Source organism: Bacillus sp. FSL W7-1354, from assembly GCF_038002405.1.
Lineage (GTDB): Bacteria > Bacillota > Bacilli > Bacillales > Bacillaceae > Bacillus > Bacillus paralicheniformis.
Window position 1 is genome coordinate 1815366 of the sequence record NZ_JBBOCL010000001.1, and the last position, 15201, is coordinate 1830566.

General features: G+C 40.8%; 11 protein-coding genes and 5 pseudogenes. 8 read left to right on the forward strand and 8 right to left on the reverse strand.

Annotated features, from left to right (window positions below; translation table 11 throughout):
* Nucleotides 1–557: 557 nt before the first annotated feature.
* Nucleotides 558–1115, forward strand: coding sequence for a hypothetical protein (locus tag MKZ04_RS09235; RefSeq protein WP_025811118.1), 558 nt, complete (start codon nucleotides 558–560; stop codon nucleotides 1113–1115).
* Between the two features lie 337 nt (nucleotides 1116–1452).
* Here the strand turns inward: MKZ04_RS09235 and MKZ04_RS09240 are convergent.
* Nucleotides 1453–1554 (reverse strand): annotated as a pseudogene (locus tag MKZ04_RS09240) (YolD-like family protein); the annotation flags it as partial.
* A 506-nt stretch (nucleotides 1555–2060) separates the two neighbouring features.
* On the opposite strand from MKZ04_RS09240, the pseudogene MKZ04_RS09245 reads away from it, so the two are divergent.
* Nucleotides 2061–2367: pseudogene (locus MKZ04_RS09245) on the forward strand (sigma-70 family RNA polymerase sigma factor); the annotation flags it as partial.
* 868 nt (nucleotides 2368–3235) lie between these two features.
* On the opposite strand, the gene psiE reads toward MKZ04_RS09245, so the two are convergent.
* From psiE to yrkP, 3 genes are read right to left on the reverse strand one after another with little or no spacing between them, the layout of a single operon-like run.
* Complete coding sequence (gene psiE, locus MKZ04_RS09250) at nucleotides 3236–3652, reverse strand: phosphate-starvation-inducible protein PsiE (RefSeq protein ID WP_023855272.1); 417 nt, start codon at nucleotides 3650–3652, stop codon at nucleotides 3236–3238.
* A 45-nt stretch (nucleotides 3653–3697) separates the two neighbouring features.
* The gene (gene yrkQ / locus MKZ04_RS09255; protein ID WP_023855273.1) at nucleotides 3698–4996 is read right to left on the reverse strand and encodes a two-component system sensor histidine kinase YrkQ; all 1299 of its coding nucleotides are present in this window, start codon (nucleotides 4994–4996) and stop codon (nucleotides 3698–3700) included.
* Nucleotides 4983–5678, reverse strand: a complete 696-nt coding sequence (gene yrkP / locus MKZ04_RS09260; RefSeq protein ID WP_026579256.1) for a two-component response regulator YrkP — start codon at nucleotides 5676–5678, stop codon at nucleotides 4983–4985. The genes yrkQ and yrkP overlap by 14 nt, the downstream gene beginning before the upstream one ends.
* Nucleotides 5679–5942: 264 nt before the next feature.
* Between yrkP and MKZ04_RS09265 the strand changes: the two genes are divergently transcribed.
* The 5 genes and pseudogenes from MKZ04_RS09265 to MKZ04_RS09285 form a co-directional block, all read left to right on the forward strand.
* Nucleotides 5943–7160, forward strand: coding sequence for a DUF418 domain-containing protein (locus MKZ04_RS09265; RefSeq protein WP_039072861.1), 1218 nt, complete (start codon nucleotides 5943–5945; stop codon nucleotides 7158–7160).
* Nucleotides 7079–7317: pseudogene (locus tag MKZ04_RS09270) on the forward strand (hypothetical protein). Before MKZ04_RS09265 ends, MKZ04_RS09270 begins: the two are co-directional and overlap by 82 nt.
* Nucleotides 7318–7661: 344 nt before the next feature.
* Entirely contained in the window at nucleotides 7662–8219 is a 558-nt protein-coding gene (locus tag MKZ04_RS09275) for a GNAT family N-acetyltransferase (protein WP_341045731.1), read from the forward strand.
* 490 nt (nucleotides 8220–8709) lie between these two features.
* Nucleotides 8710–8954 (forward strand): annotated as a pseudogene (locus tag MKZ04_RS09280) (ImmA/IrrE family metallo-endopeptidase); the annotation flags it as partial.
* Between the two features lie 45 nt (nucleotides 8955–8999).
* A pseudogene (locus MKZ04_RS09285) lies at nucleotides 9000–9398 on the forward strand (hypothetical protein); the annotation flags it as partial.
* Between the two features lie 133 nt (nucleotides 9399–9531).
* On the opposite strand, the gene MKZ04_RS09290 reads toward MKZ04_RS09285, so the two are convergent.
* Both MKZ04_RS09290 and MKZ04_RS09295 read right to left on the reverse strand, forming a co-directional pair.
* Nucleotides 9532–10347 carry a Cof-type HAD-IIB family hydrolase gene (locus tag MKZ04_RS09290; RefSeq protein ID WP_149169193.1) on the reverse strand — a complete coding sequence of 272 codons (816 nt, stop codon included), beginning with the start codon at nucleotides 10345–10347 and terminating at the stop codon, nucleotides 9532–9534.
* A gap of 60 nt (nucleotides 10348–10407) precedes the next feature.
* Nucleotides 10408–11736: a 6-phospho-beta-glucosidase gene (locus tag MKZ04_RS09295; RefSeq protein WP_020452298.1), complete on the reverse strand. Its 1329-nt coding sequence runs from the start codon at nucleotides 11734–11736 to the stop codon at nucleotides 10408–10410.
* Nucleotides 11737–11945: 209 nt separating this feature from the next.
* On the opposite strand from MKZ04_RS09295, the gene MKZ04_RS09300 reads away from it, so the two are divergent.
* Complete coding sequence (locus MKZ04_RS09300; RefSeq protein WP_035338395.1) at nucleotides 11946–12683, forward strand: MurR/RpiR family transcriptional regulator; 738 nt, start codon at nucleotides 11946–11948, stop codon at nucleotides 12681–12683.
* 269 nt (nucleotides 12684–12952) lie between these two features.
* Here MKZ04_RS09300 and MKZ04_RS09305 read toward each other — a convergent pair whose 3' ends face one another.
* Both MKZ04_RS09305 and MKZ04_RS09310 read right to left on the reverse strand, forming a co-directional pair.
* Entirely contained in the window at nucleotides 12953–14161 is a 1209-nt protein-coding gene (locus MKZ04_RS09305) for a CynX/NimT family MFS transporter (RefSeq protein WP_105981097.1), read from the reverse strand.
* Nucleotides 14158–14850 carry a FadR/GntR family transcriptional regulator gene (locus MKZ04_RS09310; protein WP_105981098.1) on the reverse strand — a complete coding sequence of 231 codons (693 nt, stop codon included), beginning with the start codon at nucleotides 14848–14850 and terminating at the stop codon, nucleotides 14158–14160. The genes MKZ04_RS09305 and MKZ04_RS09310 overlap by 4 nt, the downstream gene beginning before the upstream one ends.
* Between the last annotated feature and the right edge of the window lie 351 nt (nucleotides 14851–15201).

Consider the following 15201-nt stretch of genomic DNA (forward strand, 5'->3'; position numbering starts at 1 on the left):
ATATAATAGGAGATAAATATATAGGAAAAATAAAAAGAGAATAGCTTCAGTGGTTCTAAGCGCCACGCTTCTTACATCTTTCTTAGGCACATCAGGTGCATTAGCATCTGAAAAAACAGCGTCAGCTACTCCTGTTGCTATGAAAGTGACTGTTCATAAAGGGGTACAAAACGCTATCAAGTCACAGAATGTACCTGTTAAAACAGTAGCTACTGCTAATGGGAATTTTCAAACTCAAGGCGTAGTGTCATGGTCTTAAAAAGCCTTTAAATTAGCTCTCCGCTTAGGAGGTTGGGTTTTATCGCAAATGCTTAGACCTTTGTCTCCAAAGACCGCCGCATGGGTTAGAAAAAACTCTGCTAAAGTAGCTAAGTTGATGGATAAAGGCGAAAAATGGACAGAGAATCAGTTTTATAATGGACTGAGAGGTATTGGCTGTCCGCCTGATGTGGCAAGAGCATTGGCAAAATTCATTATTACGCTGATTTAACGAATAAAAAATTTAAGAAAGTGCTGTTAGTTCCCCACTAATGGCACTTTTCTAATGGAGGTCAAAGATGACAATCTTTACAGCAATAACTCTAGCTATACTTTCATGTTTGGTTATTTCCTGTGTTTTGTTTTTACTTTTGATTAGAAAGGGGGTTATAGATAATCCCCCAAACACCTTGGCGTTCCTATCTTTTATCCTCCTCATAGGCTTTTGTTTATTCTTTGCCATGGCAGTTCCTAGCCTAATTATTTATTTTGTTTCTTTAGGTGTTAATCATTTCTTAGGCGACTATGTAAATTATAGCTCTAGGTCTGATTTATACATATTTTCTTTATTAGTAAGCTCATTAGCACTTGTTTACATGCTTATACTTATGGCAGTTATAAAAGGACTCTCAATATTTGTTAGAATTCCTAAGTGGGTAACTTATATATTTGAGTTTGCTGTTGCGTGGATAGCCGTTTATTTCTCCATAGAGTATGTTACAAATAGCCATCTAAGTAATGTATCCATATTTCAAGGTGGAGAGTTACTTTTATCCTTTTTTATTACATTTCTGTTCTTAGGGTGTGACATTCTTTTTTCTAACCTAGATGAGATATCAAGGGAAAAGTTAGGATAGGCACAGTAAAAAATACTGTGTCTATATAAATATTTAGAGAAGGAGAGATCAGAATTTTTCAGTGGGGAGAAGAAAATGGGATAAGTAGTGCATTCATGTGGGGCTACGTGTAGACACTTCCCCTCTTGCACAAGGAAAGGCTGCAGGTGTGTAGAAAAAGCTCTTTGGTGCATCATCTACAACATCAAAAGAGCTGGGAGCAATTTAGATAGAGTAATGGACATTATCATTCAGCAGAAGAATGTAAGTGGATATAGACGAAGGAGTATCAGTGACCGTATAAACTACACGACTCCATTTTAGAAAGGTCATTAAAAATGATATGACAACCAACCAGCTTTTTCACTTTATCAAGACTTTCATGATATTCTTTGAGCAATTCAACGTGTTCCGGTAACATCATTGACACCCATTTGATACTTCCTCTGTCCCGCAGCATACACAATTTTCCTTTCTAACTTTAATCTCAATCTTGCGGTTCCGGCGTTTGTATAAAAAACTTCGTGTAGAAGTGCTGACGAGCCGTACCGTTCTCTGAAACCGTCCATAACGTACCCAAGTATTCGCTTTTTTCTTGATCAGGGCGAAATAGATTGAGCTTGATTAAATTGTCTCCTGAATATTGGAAAGAGAAACTGAAATTTCTTTGTTTTCACATCTCGGCATGCCCAAAAACTCGTGTCAAGACAGAGTTTTGCCAGCAGCGTATTCGGTTCAATTCCAACAGTTCATGGCAAACCAAATTATCTTTTCATGTCATCTTTAATTTTCATTGCAATTGTTTGTGCGTCTCCCCACATATTTTCAAGACCGTTACTTTCATACGTGTGAATAGCATCATGGGGGACATACCAAATACGTATGTATGTTTCTTTTTTAAATAACGTTAAACTTAAAAATTCTTTATTACTTTAATACAACAAAAACGGATAACCTCTAGGAGTCAACGAAATCAGCCTCATCAATGTCCTCAAATCGGAAAACGAAGACGTCAACGACACCATCCAGCTCAGGCACAGAGTTTGAAAAAGTCAAAAAATACATCGACATTCTGGACGGACAGGAAAAGGAAGTCATCGTCGGCCGCTTCGGTCTTGATTTGAAGAAGGAAAAAACGCAGCGCGAGATCGCGAAGGAGCTTGGGATCTCGCGGAGCTATGTGTCGCGGATTGAGAAGCGCGCGCTGATGAAGATGTTTCATGAGTTTTACCGGGCTGAGAAGGAAAAGCGGAAGAAGGCGAAGGGGACATAATTTAGCAAAGGCCGGATTGGACATTCCGGCTTTTCTCTATTTTCACTAAAGTTTCTTTTAAAAGAAATAGATGAAAGAGTTATGAAAATCGTTTTTGCACACTAATAAGCTCTATGAGAAAGACAATCTGGATCATAGCAGACAACTTGATTATGAGTTCTTTAATCGCATCGTCCCTGCTTTCTTTATACAGGCCTCGATCTGGGTGTGGTTGCTCGATCCATACCCTTATATACATTGCCATCACTTTGGATCTACTTCCTGTTAAGTTTTATTAAATAATGAGAGGAATCGTTCATGCATTTGTCAGCTTGCGGCCCCTCGATGAGCATCACCTTCATAAATGCATCACACCTTGGGTAATGCTATGTAATAACTGTTTGTCCTAATGGGTGATTTTCAGTATGAAAACAAATAAAAAACCGATGGCTTGAACCATCGATCTGTATTCTATATTACTGGGCCCTCAATATAGTAAATCTATCTCATTGGTTATGAAAGTTTATTTTCATTACATTTCTATACGTTTATATCAATTATGGTTAAAAAATGGCGAGAAAAAACAATAAACGTCCATCCTAACTTTTTCATCTTATTTATTAAGAATTTTAACCTCTTCCTTTTAAAATAAAGAAGCGATTTTCAGTTCTTAATGCTATGTCATCGGGACATGTCTGTTAAAGTAGCCAAAAAATACATTCAGATATCCACTCACAACCACAATCCACTTTGATCCACTACAGATTTCTGAACTGACATTAAACAGCTAGACTTATAAATACCGATTATCAATTTTTTTATTCTGTTCCAGTTCCCATTCACAATTAGGACATTTCGGCGGCGTATCGGCATAAAGTGAACTAATTTATTAATGTTCAACAACAGAATTTCGTCTATTGGCAATAAAGAATCCACAGATCATTGCAAGAATGGCCATCGCCCACCAGAACGTTGAGATCGCCTGATCATGATCGATGATAATCAAACGAATGACAGCTGTGATGCCAATATAAATGAAGTAGCGAAGCGGGAAATGAAAGTCTGATTTGAAGTATTTGATAATCAAAGCAATGAACTCAAAGTACATGAAGAATATAAGCAGTTCTCCAAGCATCTCATAATAGCTGTCCACTTTGTTGAACAGTGACTTGTATACGAATTGCACAATGTACCATGTCTCACTGATCAGAAGTGCGCTTAAGGCTATCGCCAGGAAGAACAGACAGACATTGAGAAGCGCTTGTAACAGGTAAGGCACCTTTTTGAATTTGTTGGAAAATCTCATCATGTTGTCTCCTATTTCAATATATTCGTGGTTTTTATTCTCAGCCTACATCTTGGTGTTCCAAAATCGTAGCACAATGTAGTACTTAGAATTCTTTTGTATACTGTGAAACTGTCCCTGCATGCGGGACATCATTCGCGCAATGCTCCTTTCACCGAGTCCGTTGCTTTCCGGTGTTATATCCGCAAGTTTAATCGTATTGCTAACATGGATCTCAAATATCTCTTGATCCGATACAAACGTGATGCTGATTTCTTCTTCCGGATCTGCGTATTTAAATAAGTTTGACATCACATTATCAAATACACGACCAAGCTCCTCCAAATTCACGTTAATATAGGTTTCCGGCAGCTCGCCTGAAATATGGACCCGGAAATGCTTCTGATGAAGGATAGCAATCTGATCTGATATTAGATCGTAGATCACTTCTTTTACTGCAACGGTCTCCAGATCGGCCTCATATTCCTTGTCCAGCAGGAAATACGCAAACAGATTGTCAGACAAGCTTTTTAATTGCAGTGCTTTACCATAAGCATTGGCTACATACCGATCTTTGCTGGTACCCGCTTCGCCTCCCGCTTTTTTGGCAAACTCCAGATTCATGATCAGCGACGTCAGCGGTGTGCGCATATCGTGCGACATTTCGGTAACCAGGCTGCGGCTCTCAGCTTGCAATTCCTCGATCGCTTTAAGTTTGTCCAGGAAAGCTTTCCGCAGATCCTCAATGCTCTTTGCAATCATCGCTAATTCATCATGCCCTTTTATCGTCATCTCGTAGTCCAGTTCGCCCCCTTCAAGAATATGAATCTCTTGGTGAATCGTTTTAAGGTAGCGAAGACTTTGGCGAATGCCAAAGAGAACAATGATTAAAAAGATGAGGGTTGCCCCGAGCAAATCCAATGTAAAGGCCAGACTATAATATCGGGAAGAGTAGAAACCGTCGATAATGACTCTTCCTTCACCATCGCTAAACTTGACAGGATGTGAATGATTTTGAGCGTACTGAGTCAGCTTCTCCTTTCCATAATCCGATTCGGAATAAATGGAATCATATTGCAGCTCCTGATCCTTGAATATGGTGAGGTTAATGTAATTTTCTTTTTTGACCCACTCACCAAACGCTTTTCTATCTGATGTAGACAACTCATTTTCTGAAACGTACTTGCTGAATTTTTGAATGTATCTTGCTGACTCCTCGTGATAATACTCATCCGAACTCAGATATCCCTCGATCAGATCATCTGTGATTTTTTGCAACGTCAGAAAGATCACACCACTCACAAACGCAGCAACCATGATCAGCAAAGCCAGTTTTTTGGTTAGCGTAAATTTACGATGCGCCAAATCGATATCCTCTTCCCCATTCAGTTCTTATATAAACCGGACGTGCCGGATCATCCTCAATTTTGGAGCGCAGCTTCCGAATATGCACCATCACCGTATTGTTGGAACAGTAAAAGTAAGGCTGTCCCCACACACTCTCATATATATTTTGGGCAGAAAATATTTTGTTGCGTTTGCTCATCAGAAGTTTCAGGATACGATATTCCAGATCTGACAACTTGATTTGCTGCTCCTCTTTCCAGACCTCATTAAATTCTTCGCTCACTCTTAGTTTGCCCCCGATAAGAAATGTTTCTTCCTGTTCCTTCTTTTCCTGATAGATAGTATATCTGCGTAATTGAGCAATCACTCTAGCATGAAGTTCCTCTTCCGAGAATGGTTTAGTCATATAATCATCGCCGCCGGCGAGTAACCCCTCAGTTTTATCGAGTGTACTCGATCTGGCCGTCAGAAACAGAATCGGGACGTTAGAGGATTTCCTGATGTGCTGACATGTTTCAATTCCCGAAATGCCTGGCATCATAATATCCAAAATAACCAAATCAAGCGAGTCATCCACAAGTTGCAATGCTCGCTTTCCATCCTTGGCTCTTAGCACCTCGTAGCCTGCACGCGTAAGGGATTCCTCCAAAAGATCACCAATATCCTGATCATCCTCTACGACTAATATTCGATGGGTCATGTCTCTCTCACCTCATGATTCTTGATGTTATTTCTCGTGTGTCCTTACTATATATCGTTCATAGTTAAGTACGTTATAAGATACTACGTAAATCTTAACAATTTATGAAAGCTGATGCCCGCCACAAATTTGTCACATTTTCTAAAAAAACGATGACTCTTCATAAATTGTTAAGATTCGGTCTTTATATTTATCCATTGTAAGGCTCAGGTTTTTCAGATCCGAACCACACATTGCGATGATAAATGGAAAAGGAGCATTGATATGACTGTACAAAAAGAAGGACACGGGCAACCGGTGAGTCTGCGGGAACGGGTTCATTTTCTGGACATCGTACGCGGATTTGCCTTGCTGGGCATTATTATTGTCAATTATTTTCTGATCGTAGATTCAGTAAAGGGATTCGAAATGACCTCCGATGACGTACTGCACAATCTGGTTTCCTGGTTTGCCGAAGGGAAATTCGTTACGTTATTCTCCTTCCTGTTCGGGGTTGGGTTTATGATCTTTATGGATCGAGCCGCGCAGAAGGTAGATAGTCCCAACAAGCTGTTTGCCCGTAGGTTATCTATCCTGTTGGGATTTGGCATTTTGCACATCACATTTGTTTGGGTCGGTGACATATTAGCCTTTTACGCCGTAAGCGGCTTCCTGTTACTCGCCTTCTATAAACGCACGGCCAAAACGGTGCTTAGATGGATTATCGCACTTATCGTGTTTCAATTCCTGACTCCTGTTTTCACAATGTTGTACAATGTCATCAATACTGCAGGGTCAAAAAACCCAAATTTTTCAGAGTTTACTTTGTTTAGCCACAGCAGCCTTACCTACGTGGAATCCATCAGCACTCGGTGGACAGATATGGTCACGATGGCTGCTGGCTCTTTCTCTATGATCTATTCCATGTTTCTCATGTTTCTGCTGGGCGTGTACTTTGTTAAGATGGAATTTTTCAAAGACATGGAAGCGAAAAAGCCTATATGGAAGCGTATCTGGATCATTAGCACAATCGCTTTTCTAATAACACAAAGCAGTATATTACTAGACATGTTTAATCTTTCTGAGAATATGCTGTGGAAGGACATTTCCTCTGTCTTGAGTCAAAATGGCGGCTTAACCGGAAGTATGTTTTATATGAGCACTTTTGCAATGCTGTTTCTATACGTTCCTCAGCTGCGAGGCCCTATGATGATATTCACCAAAGTCGGACGGATGTCATTGACCTGTTATCTGCTTCACTCTATCATTGGAACAGTTCTGTTCCTCAGGTACGGATTCGGGCTTGCGGATCATATTCAATCCGCCGGCACGTTCATGTTCAGTCTGGCCGTGTATTTCGTGCTTATGATCTTTAGTACATTGTGGTTGAGACGATTTAAGTACGGTCCGATGGAATTAATATGGCGCAAGCTGACGTATGGCAAATTAAACGGGAGTCCCAAAGCAACTCCGCTGCATTCGGAAAAATCTATTCAGAAATAACCCCCTTGCACAGATTGCATGACTTCAAATTAGTGTTGTTGAATGAAGCGGGCATTAAACGGACAGATTTGATATATGGACTATATCATTTAGGCTTCTTTGGGCTAATAAATCCACCAGAGTTTACTCAATGTGCATTGCTCATGATCGAATCTAAATTGAATCTTTTACGCATGTTCATAGTCAAAGGCGCCTCATTCGACTATTTTTGTAACTTTTCGCAGGAAAAATTCGAGAATGATGACAAATCCCGCATAAACACTTAATACGGTAGTGAACGATAGTAAATAAGGGTTACATGCAGCTTGTTTTCCAATAAAACAAAGAAAAAGAAATCATACAAAAAGACAGGAGAAAGCTTTTGAAGTATTTTAACGCCAAATTTACCGCGGAAGAAAAAGTGACGGAATCACTTTTTGTGATAAGGGCTCGTAGAACAGCTGGAATGTTTCTACTGAACGACTGAACTCGATATTTCAGCAACTGAGGGAGTGAACAATCATGAAAACAAAAAAGGAACCAAAAGTTATTCTGGAACTAGCAAAGGAATCTGATCTGCCAGAATTCCAAAAAAAATTACAAGAAGCCTTTGCGATCGCCGTGATTGAAACGTTCGGTGATTGCGAAGATGGACCGATTCCATCGGACAATGATGTTCAGGAGTCTTTCAATGCTCCCGGAGCAGTGGTATATCATATTCTTCAGGATGGTAAGAAGGTCGGTGGTGCAGTAGTACGTATCAACAGCCAAACACATCATAATTCGCTAGATTTATTCTATGTATCTCCAGAATATCACAGCCAAGGGATTGGTCTTTCTGCTTGGAAAGCCATTGAAGCACAGTATCCGGATACTGTGCTTTGGGAAACCGTGACACCTTATTTCGAAAAACGAAATATCAACTTCTATGTGAATAAGTGTGGATTCCATATCGTAGAGTTCTACAATGAACATCACTCTGATCCGCATATACATCGCAATGGACGCGAAGATGACAAGCCCCTGCCGGATGATGATGACTTTTTCAGATTTGTAAAGATTATGAAAAAAAAGGACTAAACAATTGAACACGGCGAGATGCCGCAGAGAGTTGCTGGTAACTTTTTTAAAGATGTTTGTTTAGATTGAAAAAATCCTAAAAATATATTAGTGTCAATAATTATTTTCACAGACATAAATACGCTCCTAACAATGCTCATTTTAAACAATTAATACAGATTACCCATTTTTATACAATCTATTTTTCATTATGAGAGAAATGTATTAATGCTGTCTAACAATAAAAAAAGCTTTATCCTAGAAATAGGATAGAGCTTTTTCACCTTTTGACTCAATTGTCAATTTTAAACCAATCCAATACATAAATAAAAAACTTCTATTAAGAGGGTTTAATCAGTTTTCATGTTTGATTTCGGTCAGAAAGTTGATGATATGCTTCACTTTGCTCTACAGCCTGTTTGTTGCATAAGGCATTTACTATTTTTTACATAAACCCCCAAATACCTTTGCTTTTCTAGAGAAATCCAGATGTGTGTTTAAAGCATAATACCTAGATATCAGGCTTTCGTTTAAACCTGTTACAAGCTTCGCACTTAAATACAGCGGAATTTATAATATATGCTTGGACAGCCGAAAAAGCCGAACTGTACATGGTATGCACTTTTGCATTCGAACTTTCATGTTACGTAATATTAACCTTTCGTACATATAATCACACGCAATTGAAAATGCAGCTTGGCTATTTAAAGTATCTCCTTCATTCGAAAGTATTACAGGAGGCTGACTCAACATTGATTTAATCAATCAGTGATAGGAAATCTGTGCACCCCCCCTTTTGTAATGAATAATGAAATCCTCATGCATTTGCACGCCTTGAAAAGAACGAAAAAAGACGTCTCTCTCCATGACCCGATCGGCCAGGACAAAGAAGGCAACGAAATCAGCCTCATCGATGTCCTCAGGATCGGAAAACGAAGACGTCATCGACACCATCCAGCTCAGGCACAGAGTTTGAAAAAGTCAAAAAATACATCGACATTATGGACGGACGGGAAAAGGAAGTCATCGTCGGCCGCTTTGGCCTTGATTGGAATAAAGAACAAACGTATCGCGAAGGAGCTCGGGATTTCGCGGAGCCCCGAATCTGAAAAGCGCGCGTTAATGAAGATATTTCATGGTTTTTTCCGGGCGGAGAAGGAAAAAAGCCTAGAGAAAGTGATCCCGCAGAAGCCGGCCTAACAATCCGGCGTCTATTTCATTAAGCTTTCAATTAAAGCGAAACTTATGCAGCTAAGGTATTGAAACATCTATTTTTCAACAAAAAAAGCCTATGAAGCGATAAGACATTTCATAAGCTTTTTCCATTTTAGAATTATGATATAAACGGTTCTTCATTTTTAAGAATGGCGTCTATGGCATTTAAGACGCCTTCCTCGTTATTGGATTGTGTTATATATCGGGAAGCATCTTTAATCATTTTCTGGGCATTCTCCATTGCGATTCCATACTGAACAGAGGAAATCATCTCCAGGTCGTTTCCGCTGTCTCCAAATGCAGCTGACTCAGCATTACGAATCCCCCACTTCTTTTGAAGGACTTTAATCCCGCTTGCTTTATGAAGGCCGGGTATAATCAAATCGATGTCGCCGTGTCCGCTTGATACGGGAGTAACGAGAGAACCGATTGACTTTTTCAAGCCGCGTAAAAGTCCTGAAACATCCTTCGTGGAAAAGCTTGTGGCGAACTTGAATATTTTATCATTCAGATTTTCGAAATGAGGCACTTTTTGCAGTTTATGATAATATTTACGAGCATGCCTATACGCATCGTCGCGAACATCTTCATGTATATAAGCACTTTTTTTTCCGCAAACAATTAGATTTGTGTATTCATACTTTTCTATAACATCAATAACTTTTTTTATCGTTTCTTTAGACATTTCGCCTGAGAATATTTCTTTTCCCGAATCTATTACGTAAGCACCGTTCTCAGCAACGAAAGCTATTTCATTTTTAATTGATGGAAAAAAGGATTTAAGCTGATCATACTGATTGCCGCTTGCAACCACAAATTTTATTCCCCGTGCTTTTAATTCATGATATTGTTTCATAAAACGATCATTGTTATATTTCATGTCATCGTCCAAAAATGTTCCATCCATATCAACCGCTATTAGTTTTATGCTCACTTTTTCCTCCTTATCAGCTGAACATAAAGTGAACGCCCAATTTAACCAACTGCTCCCCCCTTATGCTTCTATTTTTTTAAAAAACCTTGGCAAATGCTCTTTATGCGCTTCAAGCATTTCATCTAAAATCGCTTTGCCGATTTTATCAGAAGGGACAAGCGGATTGATCGTCATCGCCAGCAAAGCTGTATCATAGCTTCCTGTTACAGCGGCTTCGGCGCCTACTCGTTCAAATGACTTGATTTGCTGAACGAGTCCCCGGACTGCAACTGGAAGATCACCATGAACGATTGGCCTTGGACCTTCCTTTGTAATCACACAGCTTACTTCAACCGCAGAGTCATCCGGAATACTTGCAATCGCTCCATTGTTGATTGTGTTAACCGGCTGAATATCACGTTTATCGTTATAGATAGACGAAATGAGACGAACGGCTGCGTCGCTGTAATACGCACCGCCGCGCTCCTCTAATTGAGGCGGTTTAACGGCCAGGTCGGGATCTTTGTACAGCTCGAATAATTCCTCTTCAAGCTTCTGAACGACTTCAGCTCTCGTTGTTCCCTTTTTAAAGTTCTCCAATTCTTTTTGCAGCATTTCATCTGTCTTATAATAGTACATATGATATGGACAGGTTAATACATTTAAGGCCCGAATAAATTCCGGCTCCCAGCCTTGCCCTTCGATGTTTTTTACAAAACTGCTGTTCTCCGGATCTGATAACAGCTCCATCACTTTCTCTTTTACACTGACTCCGTCGACGTATACATCCAATCCATATACCATATGATTGAGACCGGCGAAATCAATGCGAACCCGTGAATGATCAACATCCAAAAGCTTGGCGATTCCCATCTCAATTCCGATTGGAACATTGCATAAGCCGACGATTTTCTTATGGTCAGTGTAGCGAAGGACAGCTTCGGTCACCATTCCGGCAGGATTTGTAAAGTTGATTAACCAGGCATCCGGACAAAGCTCTTTCATATCTTTTACAATATCCAATATAACCGGAATGGTACGCAGTCCCTTAAACAATCCGCCCGGTCCATTTGTTTCTTGGCCTAAAACCCCATGACTTAAAGGTATTCTTTCATCCTTTGCACGGGCATCAAGCAGACCTACGCGAAACTGAGTCGTAACAAAATCGGCATTGTGTAAAGCTGATCTCCTGTCAAGCGTTAAATGAATTTCAATTGGAAGACCGGCTTTTTCAATCATTCTTTTCGCAAGGTTTCCGACGATTTCTAATTTTTCTTTTCCCGCTTCAATATCTACCAGCCATAATTCTCGAACCGGCAATTCATCGTACCGTTTGATAAACCCTTCTACTAATTCAGGAGTATAACTCGATCCCCCGCCTATCGTGACAATTTTAATTCCTTGTGTCATCCTCTTTACACCTCCGGGTAATTTAGCAAAAGTACTTATGGATCAATTGTATCTGCAGATGAGCAAGCCGGTAAATAAGCCGGTAACATGTTGTTTTTAATCACACAAGAAGTCATTTGTTGCACATATGTAACACTATGTTTCTTAGGAAGCAGGTATGCTAAGATGGAGTTAGCAGAAAGGGTCAAGGGAAGGAGAGCCCCGCATACATGTTTACCCATGAGATCATCGCTTCGTTTAATGAACTGGAAACTTCTTTATATAATTACATTTGTCAAAATGGCGAGAAAGTCGTCTATATGCGAATCCGCGAATTGGCAGATGAAACGCACGTATCAACAGCCTCCATTCTGCGTTTCTGTAAAAAACTAAATTGTGAGGGTTTTTCGGAATTTAAAGTAAAGCTTAAAATGCAGTTAGAAAAAGATAAAAAGACGGTATTGAAGAGTTCCCAACATTCAATAGCCGAGTTTTTTGAGAGAACGTTAAAAGGAGACATTGAAGAAAAGATTGCGGAGGCCGCGCTTCTAATTACCAAAGCGGAGAGTGTCATTTTTATCGGCGTAGGAAGCTCAGGTATTCTTGCTGAGTACGGAGCAAGGTACTTCTCATGTTTAGGCAAATTTTCAATGTATATTAAAGATCCTTACTTTCCGACACATTCCCAATTCCGCCGCAATAGCATCACGATTGCTTTATCCGTCTCAGGTGAAGGCCATTCTACAGTCACTCATCTTCATCAGCTCAAGCAAGAAGGAAGTAAAGTGATCAGTATTACAAATCATAAGCACTCCACCATTGCCAGAATATCCGACATTAATATCTCGTATTACGTGACGGAAGAGTGGTTTGAAAATGCTAATATTACTACGCAAATCCCCGTTATGTATATTTTGGAATCAATGGCTCGTGAAATACATAGGCTTAGTAATAAACAATCGAATTGATACCTTTGGCCTGATCTAGTATCTACTTGTGATCGCCCTTAAACATTCCTTAAGTTACAGTAGATATTTCATTAGCTTTACCAGCGGAGAAGCGGAAGAAGGGGAAATGAAGAAGAAGCCGGTCCATAAGTTCCGGCTTCCCTTTTATTTCACCAGGCCCTCAACCTAGCTATTGCAATTGATTTGACTTACACCAATTCAATTTATTTTTATTTATTCTGGGCAGTTCATGAGCTCTTTCAGCAAGAGTTTTGCTGAAACAGAGCCCTTTATACCGTTTGATTTTTTGACGCGCCCAGACCGAATATGAACAGCAGAATGCTGACCATAAGCAACAGTAATATTGGGAGGTTCCAGCTTGCCGTGACATCATGGAGCAAACCAAACAAGATCGGTCCTGTTGCAGCCAGCAAATATCCGACAGATTGGGACATACCAGACAAGGAAGCCGCATCGGTGGCATCTTTCGTCCGCAAGCTTAAAAAGATCATAGCCAAACTGAACGCACATCCCCCAGCAATTCCGAGTAAAATTGTCCAGAACAAAATAAGTGCATTATCGCCAAAATAAAGGCCACCTAATGAAACAAAAAACAGGACAGTCATGATGACAACCAGCAAACGCTGGTTCTTCATGCGTCCCGCAACGATTGGTACGATGAATGATACGGGAAGCGAAGCAAATTGAAACAGCGATAGCATCCAGCCAGCGCTGTCTTCATTCAAGCCCCGGCTTGTCATGACTTCAGGTAACCAAGCGATCAATACATAGAAAAGCAAAGACTGCAATCCCATAAAAAGTGTAATTATCCATGCCAACGGTGAACGCCACAGACTTCGCCGCGTCGACGCACCGCTAGTTGTTATTCCGGCTGACGCGTGACTCGCCCGCGCTTTAGGAAACCAGAATAGTGCGGCTATCAGAGCGAGCAGACCCCAGATTCCAAGTGCGCCATTCCAGCCAAAACCGAGATTGCGGGCGAGCGGGACGCTTACACCGGAGGCTATCGCCCCGCATAAATTCATCGATACTGAATACAGTCCTGTCATCAAACCGACATTATGAGAAAAATCCCGTTTAACCAGACCTGGAATTAGCACGTTGCACACCGCAATCGCAAGCCCAAGCAAAACGGTGCCTGCAAACAAAGGAACTGTTGCGGACAGAGAGCGGACAGCGATACCTATCATGAGCAGAACCAAGGCATAAAGTATAATCCGTTCCATCCCGAAGCGGCGCGCCAAGATAGGTGCGAAGGGGGAAAGAAGCGAGAAAGCAAGCAACGGCAATGTCGTGAGCAAGCCTGCCGCAGTATTTGATAATCCAAGGGACTCGCGAATCGAACCTACCAGTGGGCCTACCGATGTCAGCGGTGACCGCATCGTCAGTGAAATAAGGACAATGCCTATGATGATCGGCAAACTCAATGAGAACGAAAGCTTTGCCTCAGTTGGCTTTGTACCACTTTGTACGCTCATAGCCGCTCCCCCTCTTCACCGGCAATAACATCTTTCGATTCCCCGATATAGCGATGAACTGCTTCCACGGCACGAGCAGCGTTTTGATCAACAATCGCTTCGACCAGTTGACGGTGCATTTCCAAGAAATCCGCATCTACTTCATAACGGGTCAGGCTTGTAATCGAATCTTGTAACGCTTCTGCGATATGACTGTATATTTCAATCAATATTTCATTATGAGATGCCTTGACAATATTTTGATGCAGATCAATATCGGCCGCTACAAAGCTATCAATGTCACCGATTTCTGCCGCTGCCTCGCAGCGTTCCAGCTGAAGAAGAAGGTCGCGCGCCTCGTCATCGGTTCTGCGTTGTGCAGCAAGATGAGCTCCCTCTCGTTCGAGTGCATATCGAACTTCTAATGTTTGCAGCGTATCTGATCGCAAAATGCGTTTTTTCAACACGGCTCCCAAGGCACTTGAAGAGCAGACATAAGTTCCGTCACCTTGTTTCGTCTTCAAGAGTCCCGCATGTATCAATGCCCGAATTGCTTCCCTTAATGTATTGCGGCTAACATTCAACTCGTTCATCAACTCCGGCTCGGCAGGAATGCGCATCCCGACACCCCACTTACCAGATTCGATCATACTTTCTATTTGTAGTGCGACTTGCTCAACCAGCGTCTGCCGGTTTGTTTTCTGAAGCATGTGTCTATCCTCCTGTAATACATTTATCAAACATAGGATGTTTGGTTATTTGGAATTTTATCATGCCTATGAAATTAAGACAACAAAAGTAACTTAATAATAGGATTAATGAAGATGAATTTTAACTTGCAATTTTCCCAAAACAAAAACAGATAGTCTGCAAATGGAAATTTAAATACCTTTTGGAGGGTAAAATGAATTGATCCTTAGAAATATAAAAAGACCGCAAAGCCTTCTTAAAGAAGCGTTGCAGTCTTTGTGTCTCTTTTTTGCTTCGTTTAAGTCAAAGGAGTTCCAGCGGAATCCGCTGCCGATACATTCATTGATCGGTTTCCTCTACTCTATGCGAAG